Source organism: Plantactinospora veratri, from assembly GCF_036421995.1.
Lineage (GTDB): Bacteria > Actinomycetota > Actinomycetes > Mycobacteriales > Micromonosporaceae > Plantactinospora > Plantactinospora veratri.
The window spans coordinates 197,978-222,296 of record NZ_JAZGQL010000027.1 but is presented as its reverse complement, the minus strand read 5'-3'; the positions used below and the strand labels follow the sequence as shown (position 1 = coordinate 222,296).

The following is a 24,319-nucleotide window of genomic DNA, read 5'->3' as shown; positions in this document are numbered from 1 at the left end:
GGTGTCCGTGCGTACCGGTCCACTCCAGACCGACACCGGGCCGGCGGCCCGGCCGGCGCCCGCGCCGGCCGGGCGCCGCCGGGTCGACTGGTCGGCCTGGCGGGCCTTCGTGCTGCTGACCGCGCCACTGGTGGTCGGGCTGCTGCTCTTCAGGTACGTCGCGATGGGCTGGGGACTGCTGCTCAGCTTCAGCAACGCCCGGGGCACCATCGCGCTCGGCGACTGGGCCGGGCTGGCGAACTACCGGACCCTCTTCGGCGATCCGCGGTTCCGCACCTCGCTGTCGATGATCGTGGTCTTCACCCTGGTGATCGTGCCGCTGACCTTCGCGATCGCGCTCGGGCTGGCCGTACTGGTCAACCGGCTGCGCCGGGGTCGGGCACTGTTCCGGACCACCTTCTTCCTGCCGGCCGCCGTCTCCTACGTGGTCGCCTCGCTGATCTGGAAGATGAGCCTGTTCAGCGGCGTACCGTCCAGCGCGGCCAACTCGCTGGCCGCCCTCTTCGGCCAGGAGCCGACCGCGTGGATCGCCACCGTCGACCCGCCGCTGTACTGGATCGTGCTGATCACCGTCCGGCTCTGGTTGCAGATCGGCCTCTACATGATCCTGTTCCTGGCCGGCATGCAGGAGATCCCCGGCGAGCTGTACGAGGCGGCCCGGGTCGACGGCGCGGCGGGCGAGTGGCGGCTGTTCCGGCACATCACCTTCCCGCTGCTGCGCAACACCTCGGTCGCGGTGACCCTGCTGCTGGTGATCGCGGCATTCCAGGCGTTCGACGAGTTCTACAACCTGCTCAGTACCGGCCTGGCCGGCGCGCCCGGTCCGGACGGCCGCCCGCCGCTGGTCTACCTCTACGACGTCTCGCTGGTGCAGCAGGACTACGGCCTGGGCTCGGCCGGCGCGTTCGTGGTCACCCTGCTGATCGTGCTGGTGACCCTGGTGCAGGGCCGGCTGGTCGGCTTCGGCCGGAGGGACGGATGATGAGCGACGACCGCCTCCCGCGCCGCCGTACCGCCCGTCCGATCGGCCGGGCCCGGATCGGCAGTTACCTGGCGGCCGTCGTCTTCGCGGTGCCGTTCCTGCTGCCGTTCTATCTGCTGCTGCGCAACTCGTTGATGACGCAGGCCGAACTCGGCGCCCTGGAGTGGCGCTGGTGGCCGGAGCGGATCGACCTGACCGGCTTCACCGACGCGTTCACCAACAGCAGCGCCCCGCTGGGCCGGGCACTGCTCAACTCGGCAGTGGTCGCGATCGTCTCGGCGCCGATCTCCACGCTGTTCGCCTCGATGGCCGGCTACGCGGTGGCCCGGATCCGGGTCGCCGCGGCAAGACCGGTCTTCCTGCTGGTCGTGGCAACCATGATGGTGCCCGGCGCGGCCACCTTCGTGCCGACCTTCGTGGTGGTCGGTTCGCTGGGCGGGGTGAACACGCTGTGGGGACTGATCGTGCCGGGGCTGTTCAACGCCCTCGCCGTGCTGCTCTTCCGCGGCTTCTACCTGCGTTTCCCACAGGAGATCGAGGACGCCGGCCGGATCGACGGGCTCGGCCACCTCGGCGTCTACCTGCGGCTGGCGCTGCCCAACTCGGCGGGGCTGCTCGCCGCGCTCGGCGTACTCTCCTTCATCGAGCACTGGAACTCGTTCCTCTGGCCGCTGGTGATCGGGCAGGACCCGGCACTCTGGACCGTCCAGGTGGCGATGTCGACCAACCTGACCGCCCAGGCGATCAACCTGCCGGCGCTCTTCGCCAGCGCGGTCGTCTCGGTCGTCCCGCTGGCCCTGGTCTTCCTGGTCGCCCAACGCTGGATCGTGCGCGGGATCATGGCGACCGGGATCAAGGGCTGACCGACGCCCGGCCCACCAACTCCCGGGGCATGGGGATCGGCATCACTTCGATGTCGGGAAATGTGTGACGGCAGGCCATGTCGGCGGATCGTCTGCGGGTCGTAACGTCGCGGCAACTTCCACCGTGATCCAGCCCACACCGCCGCCGGAGGTCCACCATGCGCCACAGATCCCGTCCTCGCCGCAGACCTCTCCTGGCCCGCCTGGTGCGGGCCGCCCTGGTGCCCGTACTGGCCGCGGTCGGCGTACTCGCCGCCACCGGACCCGCCCAGGCCGCCACCTTCGGCCAGGTGACCGGCTTCGGCTCCAACCCCGGCAACCTCACCATGTACGCGTACCGGCCGGACAACCTGCCCGGCAACGCTCCCGCGGTGGTGCTGCTGCACGGCTGCGCGCAGAACGCCAACGGCTACTTCGGCAACTCGGGCTGGCGCAAGTACGCCGACCAGTGGGGATTCGCGCTGATCGTGCCGGAGCAGAAATCGGCGAACAACTCGACCTCCTGCTTCAACTGGTTCGAGCCGGGTGACACCGCCCGGGGCCAGGGCGAGGCGCTCTCCATCAAGCAGATGGTCGAGCACGCCCGGAGCAGCTTCGGCATCGCCGCCAACCGGGTCTACGTCAGCGGGCTCTCCGCCGGTGGGGCGATGGCGGCGACGATGCTCGCCACCTACCCGGACACCTTCGCGGCCGGGTCGATCGTCGCCGGCATCCCCTACCGCTGCGCCACCAGCATGGTCAACGCGTTCAGCTGCATGAACCCGGGCGTCGACCGGAGCCCGGCCCAGTGGGGCGACCTGGTCCGGCAGGCGTACCCGGGCTACTCCGGCGCCCGGCCGAAGGTGGCGATCTGGCACGGCACCGCCGACTACACGGTCGGCACCGCCAACGCCACCGAGTCCCGGGACCAGTGGACCAACGTACTCGGCCTCCCGCAGACCCCGACCGGCACCTCGACCCTGCCCGGCGGCACCACCCTGGAGACGTACGGCGCCGACCAGGTACGCCTCTACCGGGTCGCCGGCATGGGGCACGGCACCCCGGTCGACCCGGGCTCCGGGGCCGAGCAGTGCGGCACCGCCGCCGCGTACTTCCTGGACACCATCTGCTCGGCATACCGGGACGCGCTCTTCTTCGGCCTCGGCACCGGTACCGACCCCGGCGACCCGGGGGATCCGGGAGATCCCGGTGACCCGGGCGAGGACCCGGTCTGCGTCACCGCCAGCAACTACGCGCACGTCCAGGCGGGGCGCGCCTACCAGTCCGGCGGGTACGCCTACGCGCTCGGCTCGGGCGCCCGGATGGGCCTCTACAACGTCTTCGCCACCACGACCCTGCGGCAGACCGGTCCCGCCCACTGGGTGATCGGCTGCTGAACGGACCCGTCCGGCGTCCTCCCCTGGCGGCGCCGGACAGCCGGTGGACTCCGGCCGGTCGGACACCTCGGCCGGAGCCACCGGGCCGGCGACTCAGCCCGCCGGGTCGGTCTCGCCCAGCTCCTGGGTCAGGTTGACCATGTTGCCGTCCGGGTCGTGCAGGTGGACCACCCGCTGGCCCCACGGCATGTCGTTCGGCGGACCCAGCACCCGCCCGCCGAGCGGCGCCACCTCGTCCAGCAGCCCGTCGACGTCCGGCACGGCCACGCTGAGGGCGATCCTCGACGGGGTCGAAAGGTCGACCTCCGCCTCGCTGACCACCCCGAGGTCGGAGTCGCCCAGTCGCAGGGAGACGTAGAAGACCGGCCCCTCGTCCGGGAACCGGCGTACCTCCACCGCGCCGAGCAACCCCTGGTAGAAACGCAGCAGGCGGGGCAGGTCGGGGGTGACGACGATCGGCTGCACGGTGGTCATGTCAGTCTCCTCGGGATCCGTCGTAGCACTCTCATCGAGAGGTACGGGGCGGAACGCCGGAACTCATCGGTCGACCGGCGGCACCTCGGCCGGCTGCCCGAAGAGGGTCACCAGCCGATCGGCGTCGAGGAACGTGGTCACACCCGTCACCAGCCCGTCGGCCACGTCGAGCAGGACCAGCCCGAACGGCCGGTACCCGCCCTCGGGAGCCGGCCGGAGCTGCCAGAACGCCGGGGAGCCGTTCGCCGCGACCGGGACGAGCCGGGCACCCGCGCACGACGCGGCCGGATCCAGCAGGGCCAGCCGGATCTGGTCCCGGCCCCGCAACCAGAACCGGACCGGCGGCATCGACATCGTGGCGTCCTCGTGCAGCAACGCCACCATCGCCTCGACGTCGTGGCGCTCGAACGCGTCGCAGTACCGGGCGAGCAGGTCCCGCTGGCCCGGGTCGGCCGGCCGGAACGGTTCGCCGGGGGCCCGGTCCACGGTCCGCAGCGTCGCCCTCGCCCGCTGCAACGCACTGGTCACCGACGCGACCGTGCTCTCCAGCAGTTGGGCGACCTCCTCGGCCCGCCAGCAGAGCACGTCGCGCAGGATCAGTACCGCCCGCTGCCGGGGCGGCAGGTGCTGCAACGCGGCCACGAACGCCAGCCGGATCGTCTCCCGGCGTAGCGCCAGATCGGCGGGATCGCCCTGCATCGACAGCGCGACACCGTCCGGGACCGGCTGGACGAAGACCCGCTCCGGTGCCGGTGCGCCGATGCCCGGCCCGTCGGCGGCCGGCCCGAGGTCCATGGCCAGCGCCCGGCGTTGCGGGCTGCGCAGCATGTCGAGGCAGATGTTCGTCGCGATGCGGTAGAGCCAGGTCCGCAGCGAACCGCGCCGCTCGTCGTACCGGTCGAACGACCGCCAGGCCCGCAGCATGGTCTCCTGGACGGCGTCCTCGGCCTCGAACCCCGAGCCGAGCATCCGGTAGCAGTAACCGGTCAGCTCCGTCCGGAACGGCTCCAGCCGGGACGTCTGCGCGTCCAGCCGGGATGTGCCCACCGGCGTCGTCTCCACCACCGGTCCGACCATACCCACCCCGGCCCGCACGGCCACCCGGAGGAACTGCCCGGGGACCGATGAGTTTCCCGCGCCCACCTCGTATCACCGGTAGGAGCGCCGGGGCGATGCGGCCGGACTGGAGGAGAGTTGATGAGTGAAGATCATTTGTGGGCCGAGGTACGGGCGGAACGCCAGGAACAGGTGGAACTGCTCGCCACGCTCCGCCCGGAGCAGTGGGACGCCTCCACGCTCTGCGCCGGCTGGCGGGTACGCGAGGTCGTCGCACACACCACGTTGCCGTTCCGGAACTCGTTCGGGCGTTTCGTCGTGGACCTGGTCAGGGCCCGGGGAAGCTTCGACCGGATGGCCGACCGGCGCGCCCGGCGCGACGCCGCCGAACTACCCGCCGAGCACCTGCTCGGATCGCTGCGGGACAACGTCGCGCACACCTGGACACCACCCGGCGGCGGCGTGCACGGCGCGCTGTCGCACGACGTGATCCACGGACTCGACATCACCGTCGGACTCGGGCTGGACCGCCGGGTACCACCGGACCGGGTCGGCCTGGTGCTGTCCCGGATGCGGCCGAGAAACATCCGGTACTTCGGAGTGGACCTGCGCGGGGTGGCGCTGCACGCCACCGACCTGGACTGGAGCTACGGCACCGGCAGCCCGCTCCGGGGTCTCGCCCAGGATCTGCTGCTGGTGATCTGCGGGCGTCGGCTGCCACCCGGCCGGCTCGACGGCGAGCACGCGGCCCGGTTCTCCGCGCAGCCCACACCCCACTGACCCGCCCCCCGCCGGGACGGTGCCGCCGTCGACCAGGGCCACCGGTGCTGGATTGGCCCGGCCGGCAACCGGTCGACCGTCGGTAGCATCGGGCCTCCCGCCGGTGGCGCGAGATCACCACCGAACCGCATCCGACCAGGGAGGAAACCCTCGTGCGTGACGCCTTCGCCGAGCTGTCAACGCCGTTGGTCGCCGACGCCTGCGTACGCCTCGGTGTGCCGCTGCGGATCGCCCCGCCCGGCATCGCCGCCGTCGTACCCGGGCAGCGGCTCGCCGGACGCGTACTGCCGGCCCGGCACTACGGCAGCGTCGACGTGTTCCTGGAGGCTCTGGAGGCTGCCGACCGGGACGACGTCCTGGTCGTCGACAACGGCGGACGGGCCGACGAGGCGTGTGTCGGTGACCTGGTGGTGCTGGAGGCCCGGGCGGCCGGGCTGGCCGGTCTGGTGGTCTGGGGCCTGCACCGCGACACGCCGGACCTGGTGGAGATCGGTCTGCCCGTCTTCAGCTACGGCAGCTACCCGGCCGGTCCGGTACGCCTCGACGAACCCGAGCCGGCGGCCCTGGCCAGCGCGCGCTTCGGTGCGCACTCCGTCGGCGCGGCCGATGCCGTCTTCGCCGACGACGACGGGGTGCTCTTCGTCGCCGTCGACCGGACCGAGGAGGTGCTGACGACCGCGCGGCAGATCCGGCGGACCGAACGCGACCAGGCCGCGCGGATCCGGGCCGGGCGGTCCCTGCGCGAGCAGACCCGCTTTGCCGACTATCTGGCCCGGCGGGCCGCCGATCCGGCGTACAGCTTCCGCCGGCACCTGCGCCGGATCGGCGGCGCCATCGAGGAGTAGGTCGATGGGGGAGTGGGCCCACCAGGGTCGGGGTCGGTCGGCGAGCCGGACGGCCCGAGGGGTCGGACCCCGCCAGGCGGTCGCTGTTGCGACGGGTTGGCACCTGCTGCGTTGTCGCGTGCGTACATGAGCACGTAATCTCGGCGGAGACGCCCGTACCGGGCCGCCACCGCAACCGGCCAGCCCGGCCGACAGGGAGGCAGCGGCGGATGACCGACAGCCACGACCACGGTCGCGACCACCTCCAAAGCCACCGCCACCATCCCGACCACGGCCACGGCCACGGCCACGGAGGCCGGTGGCGGGGGCTGTGGCACCGCCTCGGTCACCTCCTCACCCCGCACGCGCACGACACCGCGGACAAGGTCGACGGCGCCCTGGAGACCTCCCGGGCCGGCCTGCGGGCACTGTGGATCTCGCTGGCCGTCCTCGGCGTGACCGCCGGGTTGCAGGCGCTCGTCGTGGCGATGTCAGATTCGGTGGCGCTGCTCGGCGACACCCTGCACAACGTCGCCGACGCGCTCACCGCCGTACCCCTGGGCATCGCCTTCCTCCTCGGCCGACGCGCCGCGACCCGCGCCTACACCTACGGCTACGGCCGGGCCGAGGACCTCGCCGGAATCGCCATCGTCGCGACCATCGCCGCCTCCGCCGCCTTCGCCGGGTACGAGGCCGTCCGTCGGCTGCTGGATCCGCAGGACGTCCGGCACCTGCCGTACGTCGCCGCCGCCGCGCTCGTCGGCTTCCTCGGCAACGAGCTGGTCGCCCGCTACCGGATGGCCGTCGGTCGGCGGATCGGCTCCGCCGCGCTGGTCGCGGACGGGTTGCACGCCCGCGCCGACGGCTTCACCTCGCTGGCCGTGTTGCTCGGCGCCGGTGGTGCCGCGCTCGGCTGGCGGTGGGCGGACCCGGTGGTCGGACTGCTGATCACCGCCGCGATCCTGCTGGTGCTCAAGGACGCCGCGCGGGAGGTCTACCGGCGGCTGATGGATGCCGTCGACCCGGTTCTGGTCGACCGGGCCGAGGCGACCCTGCGGGCCGTGCCGGGCGTCCGGCAGGTGACAGCGGTACGGATGCGCTGGATCGGCCATCGGCTGCACGCCGAGGCGACCCTCGTGGTCGACGCCGACCTGACCCTGTTGCAGGCCCACGAGGTCGCCGCCGACGCCGAACACCAGCTCGGACACGCCGTACCACGGCTCGGTGGTGCCACCGTGCACACCGACCCGGCCAGCCACCCCGGCGACCATCACCATGCCGAGCTGTCACACCGGCGGCGCGGTCAGGACGGCCGCCCGAGCATGGCCAGCCGATCCGGGGACCCGGCCGCCTCGGGCACCCCGAGCATCCGGTAGAGGGCGTGGGCGGCATCCCAGTGCGTCTCGGCCCGCCCGTCGTCACCGGCCGTCCGGTACGCCCGGCTGAGTCCGGCGTGCGCCCGGGCCTGCTCGTACGCGTCCCCGATCTCGGTGGCCAGGCTGAGCGCGCTGCTGTGCTGCACCCGCGCCGGGTCGGGCCGGCCCAGCCGGTGCAGGATCTCGCCGAGACTGTTCGTGGACGAGGCCTCGCCGGCCCGCTCACCGACCCGACGCAGCAACGTGAGCGCCTGCTCGACCAGCTCCAGTGCGGACTCGTGGTCTCCCTGCCACAGGCGTACCCGGCCGAGCCCGTCCAGCGCGAGCGCCCTGCCGGCCTGGTCGCCGACCGCCTCGAACAACGCCAGTGCCCGCCGGTGCCGGCCGGCGGCGGTGAGCAGCCGTCCGGCGCGCAGGTGCAGCTCGCCGAGACTGGTCAGCGCGTACGCCTCGCCGGTCGCGTCGGCGATCCGCCGGCAGAGCACGGCGGCGGTACGCAGGTGCACCCCCGCCTCCCGGTAGTTGCCCTGGCGCAGCAGTACGTGCCCCAGGTTGCCGCCGGCCCGGGCTTCGCCGGCCGGGTCGGCGGCCCGTCGGCAGAGCGGCAGCGCGGCGCGCAGTGCCTCGGCCGCCTCGTCGTACCGGCCCTGCCGCTGCTGGACGTGGCCGAGGTTGCCCAGCGCCCGCGCCTCACCCGCACTGTCGCCGTTCTCCCGGCTCAGCGCCACCGCCTCACGTAGCCGGGCGATCGAGGGCGCGTACCGGCCCTGCTGGGCGTACATCACGGCGAGCCCGGTCAGCAGGTGCGCCTCGGTGACCCGGTCACCGTCCTGCCGGGCCGCCGCCAGGGCGTGCGTGTGCATCCGTTCGGCGTCGGCGAAGTATCCGCCGCTCTCCAGATAGCGCAGCAGGGTCAGGGTCAGCCGTACCGCGTGGGCCGACCGGCCGCGTTCGGCGGCCCGGACCGCCGTCGCCACCAGGGTGGGCCGTTCCGCGTCCAGCCAATCCCGGGCCGCCTGCGGGTCCGGCATCGGCGGTGGCGGGACCGGCGGCCGGTGCACCGGTGCCCGGCGGTGCCGTTCCGCCGGATAGAGCGTGTCGATCGCCGCCGTCGCGGCGGCCAGTTCGTAGTCGAAGAGGCGGTCGGCGGCGGCGTCGGCCGCCGAGGCCGGCTCGTCGGCGGCACAGCGTTCGGTCGCGTACGCCCGGAGCAGGTCGTGGAAGGTGTACCGGTGGTTGCCCGCCGTCTGCACGAGGTTCGCCCGGGCGAGCGTGTCGAGCAGGTGCCGGGCCTGCTCCGGCTCGGTGTCGAAGAGCGCCGCCGCGGCGTACCGGTCGACGTCCGGTCCGGGATGCGGCCCGAGCATCCGGAAGGCCCGGGCGGCGGCGGACGGCAGTTGCTGGTACGACCAGGAGAGCACCGCTCGGACGCCGGTACGCGGGTCGCCGCCGGCGTCGAGCAGCCGGAGCCGGTGCTGCTGGTCGGCCAGCTCGGCGACGAGGACCGCCAGCGGTGCGGTCGGCCGGGTGAGCACGAGTTCGGCGGCGACCCGCAGCGCCAGTGGCAGGTGGGCGCAGCGCTCGGCGAGCGCTGCGGCGGCCGCCGGTTCCCGGGCGACCCGCTCGCCGAGGGTGCGCCAGAGCAGCTCGACCGAGTCGGCGCTGGAGAGCAGGCCGAGTTCGATTCGCTCGGCGCCGTCCCGGGCGACCAGCCCGGCCAGGGTGTCCCGGCTGGTGACCAGCACCGCGCAGGAGGCGCTGCCGGGCAGCAGCGGCCGGGCCTGCGCCACCGAGGCGGCGTTGTCCAGCACGATCAGCATCCGCCGGCCGTCCAGCGCGCTGCGGTAGCGCGCCGCGCACTCGTCGAGCTCGAACGGCACCTCGGTGCCGGGCACCCCCAGCGCGCGGAGGAACCCGGCCAGCGCCTCCTGCGGCGGCATCGGCCGGTCGACGTCGTAGCCGCGCAGGTTGACGTAGAGCTGCCCGTCGGGGAACCGGTGCCGGGCGTGGTGCCCCCAGCGCAGTGCGAGGGCGGTCTTGCCGACTCCGGCGGTGCCGGCGAGCACGACGACGGGGACGGTCGACGGGTCCGGCCGGGTGTGGTGATCGGAGCGCACCAGCAGCCTGTCCAGCCTGGCGAGTTCGGCCGAGCGGCCGCAGAACCCGGGTACGTCGGCGGGGAGCTGCGCGGGAACGGCCGGCGACTCGTCCGGCGCGCCGCCGGTACCGGTCGGGATCGCCGGTGCCGCTGTCTCGGCGGCCCGCAGCGCGTCCCGGTAGGCGCCGGCCAGCTCGGGGCCGGGTTCGACTCCCAATTCCTCGACGAGTCGCCGACGGGCCGTGCGGTAGACCGTGACGGCCCGGTCCCGGCGTCCGAGCGCGTGGTAGGCCCGGATCAGCAGTGCCTGGGCGGTCTCGTCCAGCGGGTTGCCGGCAGCGAGTTCCTCCAGCGCCGGGAGCACGTCGGCGGCCCCGCCGGCAGCGATCATGACCTCGCCGTACCTGCGTACCGCCGCGCGGCGTTCCTCGGCCAGCGCGACGACCTTGGGGTGCCGGGCGAGTGAGGGGACGTCGACCAGCGGTTCGGCCCGCCACAGCGCGAGCGCCCGCTGCCAGAGCCGGACCGAACCGGCCAGGTCGTCCCGGCGGTACGCGTCGGACGCCGCGCCGGCGAGTTCCCGGAACACGCAGAGGTCGAGGTTGCGGGCGGGTACGCCGACCGCGTACCCGTCGCCGACCCGGGGCAGGACGGCGCTGGCGGTGTGCGTGCGCCGGTCGGGTTCGAGCAGTCGGCGAAGGTTCTTGACGTGCGTCTGGATCACGTTGGTGGCCGTCGCGGGCGGCGCGCTGTCGTCCCAGAGCACGTCGATGATCTCGGATCGGGTCATCGGCCGGCCGGCGGCGAGCGCGAGCAGGCCGAGCACGGCCCGCTGCCCGGGTGAGGAGAAGGCGATCTGTTGCCCACCGCGCCAGGCCCGCACCGAGCCGAGGATCTCCAGCCGTACCGTGTCGACGCCGCCGTCGCCGGACTCCCCGAAAGCGCTGACACCGTATGCGCTTTCGTGAGCTACGACCATGCCGCCCCCATGTCTAACAGGGTGGCGTGCGGACGAAACCCAGGCAAGGGCCCGAATGCCTGAAGCGGTGATCCGACACGGGAGGTGAACCGCGGAGTGGCCGGTCCGCCGTACCGGCCATCCGATGTTCAGCGGTAGACGCGTACGTAGTCGACGAGCATCCGGGACGGGAACGGCGTACTCGAGTCGACCGGTCCGGGGAAGTCACCGCCGACGGCGAGGTTGAGGATCAGGTAGAAGGGGTGGTCGAAGACCCACGGGCCGCGGGTCGTCTCCACCGTCTCCTTGCTGGCGTAGAAGACCGTCTGGCCGTCCACCTTGAACGTGATGCCCCGGCTGTCCCACTCCGCCGCCCAGACGTGGAAGCCGGCGGCGAAGTCGACCCCGCCCGGCGCGGGATACTTCTGCCCGTAGCCGCCACCGCCGTTGTACTGCGGTGCGTGCAGCGTCGAGTATCCCTCCAGGGTGTTCCGGCCGAGCACCTCCATGATGTCGATCTCCCCGTTGTACGGCCACGGCCGCCCGGCGAGGAAGTCGGCGCCCATCATCCAGAACGCCGGCCAGAGGCCGTTGCCCTTCGGCACCTGGATCCGAGCCTCGATCCGGCCGTACTGGACGTGGAACTTGTTGCCGGTGTTCATTCGGTGCGAGGTGTAGTCGCGTCCGCCGGCCGTCTCCCGACGTGCCTCGATCACCAGGGCGCCGGTGCCGTTCATCGAGGCGTTGTTGTTGTTCGTGTAGTACTGGATCTCGTTGTTCTGCCCGGTGCCCGGGTCGATCGTCCACTTCGCCGGATCCGGCTTGCTGCCGGCGGCGCCGTTGAACTCGTCGCTCCAGACGAGGTTGTTGGCCGGGAAGGTCGGGTCGGGCGGCATCGCCGGTGGCGCCGTCGGGTTGCCCCCGGTGCCGTAGACCTTGAACTCGTAGAGCGAGTAGCCGTACGGGCCGACCCGGGCGGTGCCGTACATCCGGACGTACCGGCCGGTGCCGGTGACGTTCAGCGTCTCCTTGAAACCCCGGCCACTGGTGGTGGAGTAGATCGGGGTCCAGGTGCTGGCGTTCGCGGAGACCTGGATCTGGTAGGCGGTCGCGTAGGCCGGGTCCCACTGCAACACCACCTGGGTGATGCTGGCGGTGGCGCCGAGGTCGACGTAGATCCAGCCGGGGTCGACCCATCCGGTGGTGGTGCTGGTCGCCCACCGGCTGGCCGGGTCGTTGTCGAAGGCGCGAGCGGGCAGGCACTCGAAGCAGGTGCCGTCGTTCTGGTTGCTGGAGGCGACCGCCGGCTTCTGGTAGGAGAGCAGCACGCTGCCGCCGGGCGGCGGGGTGGTGGTGGGCGGGGGAGTGGTGGTCGGCGGGGTGGTCGGGCCGCTGCCGGTCCGCACCGCCAGTTCCCAGAGCGAGTAGCCCCACCCGGTCGCCCGGGCGGTGCCGTACATCCGGACGTACCGGCCGGTGCCGCTGACGGTCAGGTTCTGCGTTCCGCCCGTGCCGGTGGTGCTGGTGTGCACGGTGGTCCAGGTCGAGCCGTCGGTCGAGGTCTGGATCTGGAACGCGGTGGCGTAGGCGGCCTCCCAGACCAGGGTGATCCCGCAGATCGACCGGGTGCTGCCGAGGTCGACCCGGAGCCACTGCGGGTCGGCGGCGGCGCTGGCCCAGCGGGTACCGCTGTTGCCGTCGACCGCGGCCGAGGCCGGGTAGGCGGCGGATTCGGTGGAGGAGGCGGTCGCCGGCCGGCCCTGGGCGGCGTTTCCGGTGTCGCAGGCGGTGGTGCCGGTCTCGCCGTACACCTGGAACTCCCAGAGCGACACCCCGTACGCGGTGCCCCGCTGGGTGGCGTGCAGCCGGACGTACCGCCCGGTGCCGGTGACGCCGATCTCCTGGTTGCCGCCGGTGCCGGTGGTGCTGGTGTGCACGGTGGTCCAGGTCGAGCCGTTGGCGGAGGTCTCGATGGTGAAGGCGCGGGCGTAGGCGCCCTCCCAGTTCAGCACGATCCGGCTGACCGGGGTGACGGCGCCGAGGTCGACCTGTATCCACTGCGGGTCGGCGGCGGCGCTGGACCAGCGGGTGCCGGTGTTGCCGTCGACCGCGGCCGAGGCCGGGTAGCTGGCGGACTGGGTCGAGGAGGCGGTGGCGGGCCGGCCCTGCGAGAGCAGGGTCTCGGCGGCGCCGGCCGACGTACCGGAGATGGCGAGATAGCCGGCGAGCAGCGCCGGGATCGCGACGGCCGAGCCGGCCAGGACGCGCCAGCGGCGGGCCCGGGATGGTCGGCGGCGGGGTGGGGACAGAGCGCTGTCCATCAGTGCTCCCTGAGGTGAGGCCCGCGACGGTTTCGGGCCGGTTGCGGGCGGGTGACGATCGGATGAGAGAGCGCTCTCCCGATACTGTGAATCAATCAGCGAGAGCTGTCAATGTCGCCCGGATCGCCGGCTCCGTCGCGGGTCTGTCGCGATCCGGCGGCGCCTGAAGTGTAAGGACTCTTTACAGTTGTGCTCTCCGGTCCCTATCATTCGGCGGACGCACCTTCGTCGATGACCCTGATCCGTGGCGATCGCCCGCCGTCCGCGCCCGCACCGCCCCGGGCCACCGGGGACGAGCCGGTGCCCGGCGGGCGCCCGCCCCAGCCGCAGCAGGAGGGCGTGACAATGCAGAGGCCGGACCCGTCGACACCACCACCCCGCGACAGGCGTACCGCAGCCAGGGGCCGGGCCCGGCTCGGCCGGGCCGCCCTCGGGATAACCCTCGTGGCCCAGAGCCTCGTGCTGGCGGGTCTCGGCACCCCGGCCGCCCGAGCGACCGCCGCGCCGAGTGAGGCCGCCCAGGTCCCGGTGGCCGGCCAGGTCGTCCCGGTACCGGTCAGCGCGGTCCCGGTGCCGGGGGAGACCTTCACGCTCGGCCGGGAGAGCCGGATCGTCGTCGCCCCGGGCGGCGGCGCCGAGACCAGCTCGGTGGCCGACGGACTGGCCGCGCTGTTGCGGCCACCCACCGGCTATCCGATGCCCGTCAGCGTCGCCGCGCCACGCGTCGGCGACATCGAACTGCGGCTGGTGGCCGCCGCCGAACTCGGCGCCGAGGGCTACCGGCTCGACGTCACCACCGCCGGGGTACGCCTGGCGGCGGCCCGACCGGCCGGGCTCTTCTACGGGGTACAGACGCTGCGGCAGTTGCTCCCACCGTGGATCGAGAGCCGGACCCTCCGACCCGGACCGTGGACGGTGCCGGGGGTGCGGATCGAGGACGTCCCCCGGTACGGCTACCGGGGCGTGATGCTCGACATCGCCCGGCACTTCCAGTCGCCGGCCGTGGTCAAGCGGCTCATCGACCAGGCCGCGGCATACAAAATCAACACGCTGCACCTGCACGTCGGCGATGACCAGGGCTTCCGGATCGCCATCGACGGCCGCCCCGAACTCACCGAGATCGGGGCGCAGTTCTCCATCAACAACGACCCGGGCGGCCACTGGACCCAGGCCGAGTACGTCGACGTCGTCGACTACGCGGCGGAACGCTTCGTGACCGTCATCCCCGAGGTCGACACGCCCGGCCACACCAACGCGATCATCATGTCGTACGCCGGCCCGGAGGCGGACCCGGTGCTGCCGGACGTCAACTGCAGCAACCGTACGCCGCCGGTGTGGAACCTCAGCACGGACGTCGGCTACAGCGCGCTCTGCCCGGAGAGCCCGAACACCTGGGCGATCCTCACCGACATCGTCGCGCAGCTCAGCGCACTGACCCCCGGCCCGTACTACCACTTCGGCGGCGACGAGGTGCCGGCCTCCATCCTCTCGCACGAGCGCTTCGTCGACTTCGTCGACCGCAAGGCCGACCTCGTCGCGGCGCACGGCAAGACCGCGATCGGCTGGGCCGAGATCTCCCAGGCGAACTTCGACCGGCCCGGTGCCGCCCCGGCCATCGCCCAGTTCTGGAACAACGGCAACCCGGCCGGTGCCGGCGGCGACACCGCCCGGCGGGCCGTGCAGAAGGGCATGAAGGTCGTGATGTCCCCGGCCAACCACACCTACCTGGACATGCGGCAGTGGCCAGGCAGCCCGCTCGGGCTCGGCTGGGCCGGCATCCTGGACGTGTCGCACTTCTACCACTGGTCCGGCACCAGCAGCGACCCGGGCAGCTACATCCCGGCCCGTACGCTCAACGGCGAGACCCTGCCGGCGGTGACCGACGAGCACATCCTCGGGGTCGAGGCGCCGATGTGGTCGGAGACGCTGCTCACCGGCGCCGACATCGAGTTCCAGGCGTTCCCCCGGATGCCGGCGACGGCGGAGATCGGCTGGTCGCCGAACGTCCACCCGGAACGCAGTCTCGACTCCTTCGTGCACCGGCTGGCCGGGCACGGCCTGCGCTGGCAGCTTCGGGGACAGAACTTCCACGCCTCGCCGCAGGTGCCGTGGCGGGTCGACGTGACGGCCCCGGACGTCGCCCGCGACACGCGTACCGTCGACGGCGCGCTCGCCACGATCTCCGCGCCGGGTGTCGCCCCCGATCAGGTGACCGCGACCGTCGACTGGGGCGACGGCACCACCTCCCCGGCCACCGTCAGCGGCACGGCCGGCAGCGTCACCAGGATCAACGGCCTCTACACCGCCACCGCCAGCCACCGGTACGCCCGGGACGGCGTCTACCGGGCCACCGTCACCGCGACCCGGCCGGGCGGTGTCACCAGCAGCGCCGAGTTCACCGTCACCGTCGACACCTGCACCACCCGGGTCTCCGGCCAGCACCGGGGCGCCCTGGTGGTCGGGGCCGGCGTGACCTGCCTGGCCGGCGCCACCGTCACCGGCCCGGTCACCGTACGGCCCGGCGGCTCGCTGATCGCCACGGCGGCCTCGGTGCGCGGGCCGGTACAGGCCACCGGTGCGGCCACCGTGGAACTGCTCGGTGGTTCGGTCGCCGGCCCGGTGAGCCTGACCGGCACCACCGGACAGCTCGTCGTCGAGGGCGTACGGGTCGGCGGCCCGCTCGTGGTCACCGGCACCGGTACCGCCCCGGCACCGGTGATCGCCGGCAACACCGTCGGCGGCCCGCTGGTCTGCACCGGCAACACCCCGGCACCGGTCGACAACGGCGTACCGAACACGGTGCGGGGCCCGGCCACCGGGCAGTGCCGGGGACTCTGACCCGCGAAGCCGGCCCCCGGGCGTGTCCCGGGGGCCGGTGACGTCGACCGGTCGGGCGGCGATCTCCGACATACCGCCCAGCGGACGCGATCCGGCCGTGCCTGGCCCGGACGTCCCGGCCGCCCCGGACGGGCGGAGCGCGCCCACGGACGACAGGGTGGTCGTCCGGTACCAGTCCGGCCGGTTCAGCCCGCCGGGCCCGGCCGACCTGCGGCGCCGGCTCGGCATGAGCCGGGTACGCCGGGGTAGGTCAACAGTCGGGACGTCGAGAGGAGACCGCGATGAGCAACATCCAGCAGCCGGAGATGCGCCGCAGCGGCGAGACGGCGACGACCAAGCAGCGGATTCAGGACGCCAACCCGACCGACCCGCCGGGCGGCAGCCACGACAAGACGGCGAAGCGTCCGGTACCGAAGGGGCAGACCTCACCGTACGGGCCGGGCGGCAAGGTGGCCGACGACGAGTCCTGACGACGACGCGCGCCGGGGAGGGCCGCTTCCGGCAGCGACAGCTTCGAGTCGCGCCGGAGGGGCCCTCCCCGGCACCAGATGGGTCGTCCGGCGGGGTCGTCGGAGGCAGACGGGCCGGCTCGGCCGCTCCGCTACCCGCCGCCAGGGCTGACCAGGCCGGTCTCGTAGGCGACGACGACGGCCTGAACCCGGTCCCGGAGCCCGAGTTTGCCGAGGATGCGGGCGACATGGGTCTTGACGGTCGCCTCGGAGAGGTGGAGGCGGGCGGCGAGTTCGGCGTTGCTCAGCCCCTGGGCCAGCAGTCGCAGCACCTCGAGTTCACGTGGCGTCAACGTGGACAGGTCGCGGTGCGGTGCGGCCGGGTCGGCGCTGCGGCTGGCGAACCGCTCGACGAGCCGCCGGGTGATGGCCGGGGCCAACAGCGCGTCGCCGGACCGGACCATCCGGACGGCGGCGACCAGATGCTCCGGAGTGACGTCCTTGAGCAGGAAGCCGCTGGCACCGGCGGAGAGCGCCGCGTAGACGTAGTGGTCCAGGTCGAACGTGGTCAGGATGATCACCTGTGGATCGCCGGTGGCACCGGTGAGGATGCGCCGGGTGGCCTCCAACCCGTCCATCTCCGGCATCCGGACATCCATCAGTACGACGTCCGGCAGGGTACGCCGGACCGCGTCGACGGCCTCGGTCCCGTTGGTCGCCTCGGCCACCACGTCGATGCCGTCGGCAGTCAGAATCATCCGGAAACCGGTACGGACCAGCGCCTGGTCGTCGGCGACGACGACCCGCAGCGGTGCGGTCATGGCGCCTCCAGCGGAATCCGCGCGGTGACCGAATAGCCCCCGCTGAGTCGTCGTCCGGCCTGCAGGGTGCCACCGTAGACGGCCAGCCGCTCGCGTAGACCGATCAGACCGTGCCCGTCGCCGGTCGCCGCGGCGACGCCGGGGGTGCCGCCGGTGTCGGTCGCCTCGACCCGCAGCTCGTCGGTGCCGTACTCGACGAGGACCCGGGCGGTCGCCCCGGTGGCGTGTTTGACCGTGTTCGTCAGCGCCTCCTGGATCACCCGGTAGGCGGTCAGCTCGATTCCGGAGAGCAGGGGGCGGGGCTCGCCGGTCACGGCCAGCTCGACCGGTATCCCGGTGTCGCGTACCCGCTGCACCAGCGCCTCGACCCGGTCGAGGCCCGGCTGCGGGGTCAGTCCGCTGGTGGCCGCCGGGTCGGCGCCGTCGCTGTCCATGGTCAGCAGCCCCATGACGTGCCGGAGTTCGGCCATCGCGGCCCGGCCACCGGCCTCGACGGAGAGCAGCGCGTCCCGGGCCTGGTCGGGATCGGCCCGCATCACCTTACGGGCGGCGCCGGCCTGGATGACCATGACGCTCACGTTGTGCGTCACCACGTCGTGCAGTTCGCGGGCGATGCGGGCGCGTTCGTGCTCGGCGGCCCGGCGCAGCGCCTCGGCCTGCTCGTGTTCCAGCGCGGCCAGCCGGGCCCGGTCCTCGTCGGCACGCCGTTTCCACCGCCGCAGTCCGTTGGCGGCGAGGACGATCGGGATGAGGATCAGGAACGGGACGGCGTTGTCCGGCACGGTGGGCACCGCCGGCTCCCGGAGCTGGGTGTAGATGAACGCCGCCACCGGCAGGCTGGCCAGCGCGGGCAACCGGTACGGGCTGTAGACGGCGGCCGTGTAGGCGGCGATGACGCAGGCGTAGAAGGAGACCCGCAACGCGGCGTTGAAGTCGCTGGCCAGCGGAGCCGTGGCGAGGACGACCCAGAGTACGGCGAGCGGGTACCGGCGGCGGAGGACCAGCGGCACCACCACCACGAGGAGCATGAGGATCGTCCCGGCGATCTCGTAGTCCTCGATCGGCAGGAAGGGCTCGGGCACTTCCCGGCGCCGGAACGGATCGGGCGGGATCGGCGGCAGATCCGGCTCGGGTGGCGTCGGGGGTGGAAACGGCTCGGAGCGGTCCCGGTGGTCGAACCCGACGACCGACGCCTGCCCGCCCCGGTCCTGACTGTCACCCTCGACGATCGCGGCGAGGAGGAGGCCCAGCGCCAGCAACCCGTCGAAGATCTGGCCGCGCCAGGAGAGGGTCGGCAGCGGACCGGACGGCTGTAGCAGCAGCCTGACCCGGGCCCAGAGCCGGCTGGGCAGCGCTCCGCTCCTCACCGGGTCATTCTCACCCACCGTCTCCGGCCCGCGATATCCGCCGAGCTGACCACCCGGCTACCTCCGTCGACTACGTCGCAGGGATGACCCCGGGTCCGCTCATCCCGGGGCGGTACCGGATTTGCCTCCGGCGGCCGACGCCCGCGATCCCGGGCCGGACCTAGCGTCGACCGGCCAGAGGCGCAACGAGCAGGAGAGGATTCACCATGACGGCACCGGTGATCGAGCTGAACGACGTGAGCCGCAGGTACGACGAGGGTCCGCCGGCCCTGGACGCCGTGTCGCTGCGGATCGCGGCCGGGGAGGCGGTCGCGATCCTCGGTCCGTCCGGCAGTGGCAAGTCCACCCTGCTGAACCTCGTCGCCGGGCTGGACCGGCCGAGCAGCGGCACGGTGACCGTGGACGGTGTCCGGGTCGACGAGTTGGGTGAGGCGGGCTCCGCCCGCTACCGACGGGCGAAGATCGGCATGGTCTTCCAGTTCTTCAACCTGCTCGACGACCTGACCGTGGTGGACAACGTCATGTTGCCGGCGCAACTGGTCGGCACGGCCCGTACCGCCGCGCGGCGTCGCGCGATGGACCTGCTCGGCCTGCTCGGCATCGACCGGCACGCCGCCGCCTACCCCGGCCGGCTCTCCGGCGGTGAGCGGCAGCGGGTCGCGGTGGCCAGAGCGCTGATGAACCGACCGGCGCTGCTGCTCGCCGACGAACCGACCGGCGCGCTGGACACCGCCTCCGGAGAGGAGGTCCGGCACCTGCTCACCGCCCTGCACGCCGAGGGCCAGACCATCGTCCTGGTCACCCACGACCTGACCCTGGCGCAGTCCTGCGCCACCCGCACGGTCCAGCTCGTCGACGGCCGGATCGCCGCCGACAGCAGGATGGAGCCGGTCCGATGAGTGCGCTGGGCGGGGTGATCCGGTCCGGGGTGGGGCGTCGGCGGGTACAGACGGTGGTGATCGGGCTGGTGGTGATGATCGCGGTGACCGCCGCCGTGCTCGGCGGATCGCTGATGGTGGCCTCCACGGCACCGTTCGAGCGGGCCTTCACCCAGCAGCGCGGCGCGCACCTGACCGCACAGTTCGACGGGACCCGGAGCACGGCGGCGCAACTGTCGGCGTCCGCGCAAGCGGCCGGGGTGACCGCTGCCGCCGGCCCGTTCCCGACCACGACGATCACGCCGGCCGAGGACCGGGGACCGGTACGACCGATCACGGTGGTCGGGCGGGACGATCCCGGCGGACCCGTGGACGCCGTCACGCTGACCGCGGGGCGGTGGGTGACCGGCCCCGGCGAGATCGTGGTGCAGGGCGACATCCGGCGTCCGCCCAGCATGCAGCCGCGGGTCGGTGACGTGCTGTCGCTGCCGGACCTGCCCGGTGGCCCGACCCTGACCGTGGTGGGGGTGGCCCGCTCGGTCAGCGAGACCGCCGGCGGCTGGGTGGTCCCGGAACAGATCGCGGCGTTGACCGCGCCGGGCGCGACCGCCGACTACCAGATGCTCTACCGGTTCGCGGCGAGCGGCACCGCCGCGCAGGTCGACGCCGGCCGGGCGGCGGTGCAGGCGAGCGTGCCCGCCGAGGCGCTGACCGGAGCCCGGTCCTGGCTCACCACCAGGACCAACAGCGCCGGCAGCACCGTGCTGTTCGTACCGTTCCTGCTCGCGTTCGGGGTGCTCGGCGTACTCATGGCGGTGCTGATCATCGGCAACGTCATCGCCGGGGCGGTCGGCACCGGTACGCACCGGATCGGCATCCTCAAGGCGCTCGGGTTCACCCCGGGCCAGGTGGTCCGGGCGTACACGGTCCAGGCGCTGGTTCCCGCCGTGGCCGGTGCCGTTCTCGGCGTCGCCGCCGGCAACCTCCTGGTCCTTCCGGTGCTGGCGCAGACCAACGAGGTCTACGGCACGACCGACAGCGGGGTCTCCCCGTGGGTCGACGCCGTGGTGCTCGCCGGGGCGCTGGCCCTGGTCGCCGGGACCGCGTGGGCGGCGGCGTCCCGGGCCGGACGGCTGCGCACCGTCGAGGTGCTGGCCGTCGGCCGTACCCCGGGGCCGGGGCGGGGTCAGTGGGCGGCCCGGCTGGCCGCCCGGCTGCCACTGCCCCGGCCGGTGACCCTCGGTCTGGCCCAGCCGTTCGCCCGCGCCCTCCGGTCGGCGACCGTGGTCGCGGCGATCGCGTTCGGCGCCGCCGCCGCGACCTTCGCCGTCGGCCTGGGTGCCTCCCTGAACGAGGTCCGGGCCACCGAGAAGCACGGCGACGTCGTCATCCATCCGGGTCACGCGATGTCCGGGCCGCCGCCCGAGGGTGGGCGACCGGCAGAGGGCGGGCCGAGGGTCGCGCCGGGGCCGCCGCCCGCACCGGACCCGGTCGCGGTCGTCAACGCGATCACCGCACAGGCCGGTACCGACGGTTACAGCGGTGTCGCGCAGACGGAGGTGACCACCCCGGGGCTGACCAGCTCCCTGGAGATCCTCGCCTTCACCGGCGACGGCTCCGCGCAGAGCTATCAGATGATCTCCGGTAGCTGGTTCAGCGGGCCCGGGGAGATCGTGGTGGCCACACCGTTCCTGACCGCCACCGGCACCCGGGTCGGCGACAGCATCGTGCTGACCGACCACGGTACGCAGATCCCGGTCCGCATCGTCGGTGAGGTCTTCAACATCGAGTCCAGAGGCATGCAGGTGCTCACCGCCGCCGCGACCCTCGCGGCCGCCCAGCCGGACCTGCGGGCCCTCGAGTACCACATCACGCTCACCCCCGGCACCGACCCGGCGGCGTACGTCGAGGCGCTGAACACCGCGCTGGGGTCGGTGGAGGCGACCGCGGAGGTCGTCGAGCAGGAGGCCGAGGAGGTGATCATCGTGATCAACACGCTCACCACCCTGCTCACCCTGATGCTGGTCACGGTGGCCGCACTGGGCGTACTCAACATGGTCGTGCTGGAGACCCGGGAACGCGTGCACGACCTCGGCGTGCACAAGGCGCTGGGCATGACCCCACGGCAGACCGTCATGATGGTCATCGCCTCGGTCGTCGTGACGGGGCTGATCGGCGGCGCCGTCGGCGTACCCGTCGGCGTGCTCATGCAGAGGGTGATCGTCGGTGAGATGGGCCGGGTCACGGGCTTCACCATGCCGGCCTCGGTCCTGGACATCTACCACCCCGCCGAGCTGGTGCTCTTCGGCCTCGGCGGCCTGCTCATCGCCGTGCTCGGCGCGCTGCTGCCGGCCGGCTGGGCCGCCCGTACCCGTACCGCCACCGCACTGCGCACCGAATAGTCTGCAAGGAAGGGCCCCCTCTTATCGCTTTTTGTATAAGAGGGGGCCCTTCCTTGCACCTGTGGCGGGGTCAGCCGGGGGCTGGGCCGGTCGAGTCGCGGATCACCAGCGCGTGTCCCGTCGGCCGGCGCCGTGGTCGCTTCGACCTGGGCCTGAGGGCCAACTCCAGGGCCATCCGACCCATGTCGGTCATCGGCAGTCGGACCGTGGTGAGGCCGGGCGCCAGGTCCGCGGCGACCGAGACGTCGTTGAAACCGACCACCGAGACCCGCTCCGGTACGCCGACCCGGTGCGCCCGCAGCGTCGAGAGCACTCCGATCGCCATCGAGTCGTTCAGCGCCACGATGGCCGTGCTGTCCGGGTGGTCCCGCAGGATCCGTTCGGCGGCGATCCGGCCGCCGTCGCGGGTGAAGTCGGTGTGTACGACCGGCAGATCGTCGAGGGCCAGCCCGTGCCGGCGCAGTGCCGCCGCCACCCCGGCGAGCCGGTCGATGACGGTGGTGAGCCCGCCGGTGGCGGCGACGACCGAGATCCGGCGGTGCCCCAGCGCCAGCAGGTGTTCGCCGAGGGCCCGCCCGCCGGCCTGGTTGTCCGGCAGCACCGCGTCCACCCCGAGGGGATGCCGGCCGATCACCGCGACCCGGCCGCCGAGGCTCTGGTATGCCGCCAGTTCCCGCCGCGCCTCGGCCTGCACGCGCGGGTCGTCGTAGCCGGAGCCGGCGATCAGGATGATGCCGACCCGCTGGGCGATGAGGTGCCGCAGTTGCCGCAGCTCGTGCTCGGGGTCGCGGCCGGAGTGGCAGATCTGCACCAGCAGGCCCTGTTCGTCGGCGACCCCGATGACCCCGCCGGCTATCTCGGAGAAGTACGGGTCGTCGACCTGGTGCACGACGAGTCCGACGGTCGAGCTGACGCCCCCGGCCAGGGTGCGGGCGTACGGGTTGGCCACGTAGCCGAGTTCCCGGGAGACCTGCCGGACCCGGTCGGCGACGGCTGGGCTGACCCCGTCGCGGCCGGCGAGTGCCCGGGAGGCGGTCGCCAGCGACACACCGGCCTGTTCGGCGACGTCGACGAGGCGCAACCGCCCGCCAGGCTTCGGCATCGACAACTCCCGGAACAACATCAACTACCGCGGCGGTACCTATTGCGAGTGACGCAGGACACAGCCTATGGTACGAAAGCGCTTACGAAAGCGCTTTCCTCACCCTCTGCAGAGGAGCGTCAGGAATGACATCCCGAGCGACACGTGCACGACGGGCAACGGCCCTCGGTGCGGCGGTGGCACTTCTGCTGGCGGGCTGCGGCGACGACGGCGGGTCGGGCTCCTCCGACGATCCGATCGTCGTCGGGATCTCGCTCCCGCTGACCGGGGACTTCTCCGAGCCCGGCAAGGGTGTGCAACGCGGCTACGAGGCCTGGGCCAAGATCACCAATGACAACGGCGGACTGCTCGGCCGGCAGGTCGAGCTGAAGATTCTCGACGACCAGTCCAGCGCCGACCGGGTGGTCGCCGACTACGAGCAGTTGATCGGCAAGGACAACGTGGACATCGTGGTGGGTCCCTTCTCGACCCGCCTCGTCGTCCCGGCCGCCCGGGTGGCCGAGGAGTACGGCATGCTCTTCGTCGAGCCGGCCGGCGCGGCGAAGGAGGTCTTCGCACAGGGCTTCAAGAACCTCTTCTACGCGGCACCGGCGGTCGCCGACGACCACTACAACCACCTCGCCGAATACCTGCTGGCCCTGCCACCCGGCCAACGGCCGACGACCGTCGCGTACGCCGCGATGGACGACCCGTTCGCCCAGGGCACCGCGTACGGGCTCAAGGCGAAGCTGGAGGCGGGCGGGGTGCGTACCGTCGTCGACGAGGTGTACCCGCCGAACACCACCGACTTCGGCACCATCGCCGCCAAGATCGCGGCCTCCAGGGCGGACATGGTGGTGGGCGGCTCGCAGTACCAGGACGGCGTGAACCTGATCGTCGCGCTGCAACAGCTCAGGTACCAGCCCAAGCTGGCGGCCTTCTCGACCGCGCCGACCAGCCCCGAGTTCGCCGCCGCGATCGGCAACAAGACCGAGGGCATCCTCGCGCCGACCGGCTACACCCAGAAGGCGCCCTACCCGAGCAACGTCGAGTTCGTGCAGAAGTACACCGCCCAGTTCGGCTCGCCACCGGAGGAGGACGAGGCGAACGCGTACACGACCGGCCAGGTGGTGGCCGCCGCCGTCACCGCGGTCGGCTGCGCCGAGCAGGGGGAGTGCCAGCAGAAGCTGGTCGACTGGATCCGCGGCAACAAGGTGGAGACCGTCGTCGGGCCGCTCACCTGGGACGCCACCGGCAAGCCGCAGGGCGCGCACATGATCCAGCAGTGGGTCGGCGGGCAGATCCAGATCGTCCTGCCCACCGAGGCGAAGGAAGTCGACCTCGTCTACCCGAAGCCGGCGTGGTGAGGTAGCGG

The 24,319-nt window shown here is 72.7% G+C and carries 18 protein-coding genes; 11 read left to right on the top strand and 7 right to left on the bottom strand.

Translation table 11 applies throughout. From position 1 onward, the window contains the following. Position 1: 1 nt before the first annotated feature. The 3 genes from V1634_RS28010 to V1634_RS28000 all read left to right on the top strand — a co-directional run bounded on the left by V1634_RS28010 (position 2) and on the right by V1634_RS28000 (position 3,221). A complete protein-coding gene (locus tag V1634_RS28010) occupies positions 2-982 on the top strand; it encodes a carbohydrate ABC transporter permease (RefSeq protein ID WP_331208972.1) in 981 nt (326 codons plus the stop codon). After that, positions 982-1,845, top strand: a complete 864-nt coding sequence (locus V1634_RS28005; RefSeq protein WP_331208973.1) for a carbohydrate ABC transporter permease — start codon at positions 982-984, stop codon at positions 1,843-1,845. Before V1634_RS28010 ends, V1634_RS28005 begins: the two co-directional genes overlap by 1 nt. A gap of 158 nt (positions 1,846-2,003) precedes the next feature. Beyond that, complete coding sequence (locus tag V1634_RS28000; RefSeq protein WP_331208974.1) at positions 2,004-3,221, top strand: extracellular catalytic domain type 1 short-chain-length polyhydroxyalkanoate depolymerase; 1,218 nt, start codon at positions 2,004-2,006, stop codon at positions 3,219-3,221. 93 nt (positions 3,222-3,314) lie between these two features. Here V1634_RS28000 and V1634_RS27995 read toward each other — a convergent pair whose 3' ends face one another. Further along, a complete protein-coding gene (locus V1634_RS27995; RefSeq protein WP_331208975.1) occupies positions 3,315-3,695 on the bottom strand; it encodes a VOC family protein in 381 nt (126 codons plus the stop codon). A 63-nt stretch (positions 3,696-3,758) separates the two neighbouring features. Further along, positions 3,759-4,760 (bottom strand): sigma-70 family RNA polymerase sigma factor, encoded by a 1,002-nt coding sequence (locus tag V1634_RS27990; RefSeq protein ID WP_331208976.1) that lies wholly within the window; start codon positions 4,758-4,760, stop codon positions 3,759-3,761. 132 nt (positions 4,761-4,892) lie between these two features. Here V1634_RS27990 and V1634_RS27985 point away from each other — a divergent pair, with 132 nt between their 5' ends. The 3 genes from V1634_RS27985 (at position 4,893) to V1634_RS27975 (ending at position 7,731) form a co-directional block, all read left to right on the top strand. Continuing rightward, entirely contained in the window at positions 4,893-5,531 is a 639-nt protein-coding gene (locus tag V1634_RS27985) for a maleylpyruvate isomerase family mycothiol-dependent enzyme (RefSeq protein WP_331208977.1), read from the top strand. Positions 5,532-5,683: 152 nt separating this feature from the next. Further along, the gene (locus tag V1634_RS27980; protein WP_331208978.1) at positions 5,684-6,376 is read left to right on the top strand and encodes an RraA family protein; all 693 of its coding nucleotides are present in this window, start codon (positions 5,684-5,686) and stop codon (positions 6,374-6,376) included. Between the two features lie 209 nt (positions 6,377-6,585). Continuing rightward, positions 6,586-7,731, top strand: a complete 1,146-nt coding sequence (locus V1634_RS27975) for a cation diffusion facilitator family transporter (RefSeq protein ID WP_331208979.1) — start codon at positions 6,586-6,588, stop codon at positions 7,729-7,731. On the opposite strand, the gene V1634_RS27970 is transcribed toward V1634_RS27975, so the two are convergent. Both V1634_RS27970 and V1634_RS27965 read right to left on the bottom strand, forming a co-directional pair. Then, on the bottom strand, positions 7,659-10,808 hold the full coding sequence (locus V1634_RS27970) for an AfsR/SARP family transcriptional regulator (protein WP_331208980.1): 3,150 nt from the start codon (positions 10,806-10,808) through the stop codon (positions 7,659-7,661). The genes V1634_RS27975 and V1634_RS27970 overlap by 73 nt on opposite strands. A 128-nt stretch (positions 10,809-10,936) precedes the next feature. Then, complete coding sequence (locus V1634_RS27965; RefSeq protein WP_331208981.1) at positions 10,937-13,108, bottom strand: discoidin domain-containing protein; 2,172 nt, start codon at positions 13,106-13,108, stop codon at positions 10,937-10,939. Between the two features lie 345 nt (positions 13,109-13,453). Between V1634_RS27965 and V1634_RS27960 the strand changes: the two genes are divergently transcribed. Further along, positions 13,454-15,946: a family 20 glycosylhydrolase gene (locus V1634_RS27960; protein ID WP_331208982.1), complete on the top strand. Its 2,493-nt coding sequence runs from the start codon at positions 13,454-13,456 to the stop codon at positions 15,944-15,946. Positions 15,947-16,227: 281 nt separating this feature from the next. Further along, entirely contained in the window at positions 16,228-16,416 is a 189-nt protein-coding gene (locus tag V1634_RS27955) for a hypothetical protein (RefSeq protein ID WP_331208983.1), read from the top strand. Positions 16,417-16,547: 131 nt separating this feature from the next. On the opposite strand, the gene V1634_RS27950 is transcribed toward V1634_RS27955, so the two are convergent. Next, positions 16,548-17,216: a response regulator transcription factor gene (locus V1634_RS27950; RefSeq protein WP_331208984.1), complete on the bottom strand. Its 669-nt coding sequence runs from the start codon at positions 17,214-17,216 to the stop codon at positions 16,548-16,550. Then, positions 17,213-18,583, bottom strand: coding sequence for a sensor histidine kinase (locus tag V1634_RS27945; protein ID WP_331208985.1), 1,371 nt, complete (start codon positions 18,581-18,583; stop codon positions 17,213-17,215). The genes V1634_RS27950 and V1634_RS27945 overlap by 4 nt, the downstream gene beginning before the upstream one ends. A 206-nt stretch (positions 18,584-18,789) precedes the next feature. On the opposite strand from V1634_RS27945, the gene V1634_RS27940 reads away from it, so the two are divergent. Together V1634_RS27940 and V1634_RS27935 are read left to right on the top strand one after the other, a co-directional pair. Continuing rightward, positions 18,790-19,482: an ABC transporter ATP-binding protein gene (locus tag V1634_RS27940; RefSeq protein WP_331208986.1), complete on the top strand. Its 693-nt coding sequence runs from the start codon at positions 18,790-18,792 to the stop codon at positions 19,480-19,482. After that, positions 19,479-21,863, top strand: a complete 2,385-nt coding sequence (locus V1634_RS27935) for an ABC transporter permease (protein WP_331208987.1) — start codon at positions 19,479-19,481, stop codon at positions 21,861-21,863. Before V1634_RS27940 ends, V1634_RS27935 begins: the two co-directional genes overlap by 4 nt. A gap of 70 nt (positions 21,864-21,933) precedes the next feature. Here the strand turns inward: V1634_RS27935 and V1634_RS27930 are convergent, their stop codons facing one another. Then, complete coding sequence (locus tag V1634_RS27930; protein ID WP_331208988.1) at positions 21,934-22,965, bottom strand: LacI family DNA-binding transcriptional regulator; 1,032 nt, start codon at positions 22,963-22,965, stop codon at positions 21,934-21,936. A 176-nt stretch (positions 22,966-23,141) separates the two neighbouring features. On the opposite strand from V1634_RS27930, the gene V1634_RS27925 reads away from it, so the two are divergent. Then, on the top strand, positions 23,142-24,311 hold the full coding sequence (locus V1634_RS27925) for an amino acid ABC transporter substrate-binding protein (RefSeq protein WP_331208989.1): 1,170 nt from the start codon (positions 23,142-23,144) through the stop codon (positions 24,309-24,311). Positions 24,312-24,319: the final 8 nt, after the last annotated feature.

Bases quoted from the DNA above. Each gene is read 5' to 3' on its own strand.
- V1634_RS28005 (WP_331208973.1), top strand. From the start codon at position 982: ATGAGCGACGACCGCCTCCCGCGCCGCCGTACCGCCCGTCCGATCGGC.
- V1634_RS28000 (WP_331208974.1), top strand. From the start codon at position 2,004: ATGCGCCACAGATCCCGTCCTCGCCGCAGACCTCTCCTGGCCCGCCTG.
- V1634_RS27995 (WP_331208975.1), bottom strand. From the start codon at position 3,695: ATGACCACCGTGCAGCCGATCGTCGTCACCCCCGACCTGCCCCGCCTG.
- V1634_RS27985 (WP_331208977.1), top strand. From the start codon at position 4,893: ATGAGTGAAGATCATTTGTGGGCCGAGGTACGGGCGGAACGCCAGGAA.
- V1634_RS27975 (WP_331208979.1), top strand. From the start codon at position 6,586: ATGACCGACAGCCACGACCACGGTCGCGACCACCTCCAAAGCCACCGC.
- V1634_RS27970 (WP_331208980.1), bottom strand. From the start codon at position 10,808: ATGGTCGTAGCTCACGAAAGCGCATACGGTGTCAGCGCTTTCGGGGAG.
- V1634_RS27965 (WP_331208981.1), bottom strand. From the start codon at position 13,108: ATGGACAGCGCTCTGTCCCCACCCCGCCGCCGACCATCCCGGGCCCGC.
- V1634_RS27960 (WP_331208982.1), top strand. From the start codon at position 13,454: ATGCAGAGGCCGGACCCGTCGACACCACCACCCCGCGACAGGCGTACC.
- V1634_RS27955 (WP_331208983.1), top strand. From the start codon at position 16,228: ATGAGCAACATCCAGCAGCCGGAGATGCGCCGCAGCGGCGAGACGGCG.
- V1634_RS27950 (WP_331208984.1), bottom strand. From the start codon at position 17,216: ATGACCGCACCGCTGCGGGTCGTCGTCGCCGACGACCAGGCGCTGGTC.
- V1634_RS27940 (WP_331208986.1), top strand. From the start codon at position 18,790: ATGACGGCACCGGTGATCGAGCTGAACGACGTGAGCCGCAGGTACGAC.
- V1634_RS27935 (WP_331208987.1), top strand. From the start codon at position 19,479: ATGAGTGCGCTGGGCGGGGTGATCCGGTCCGGGGTGGGGCGTCGGCGG.
- V1634_RS27930 (WP_331208988.1), bottom strand. From the start codon at position 22,965: ATGCCGAAGCCTGGCGGGCGGTTGCGCCTCGTCGACGTCGCCGAACAG.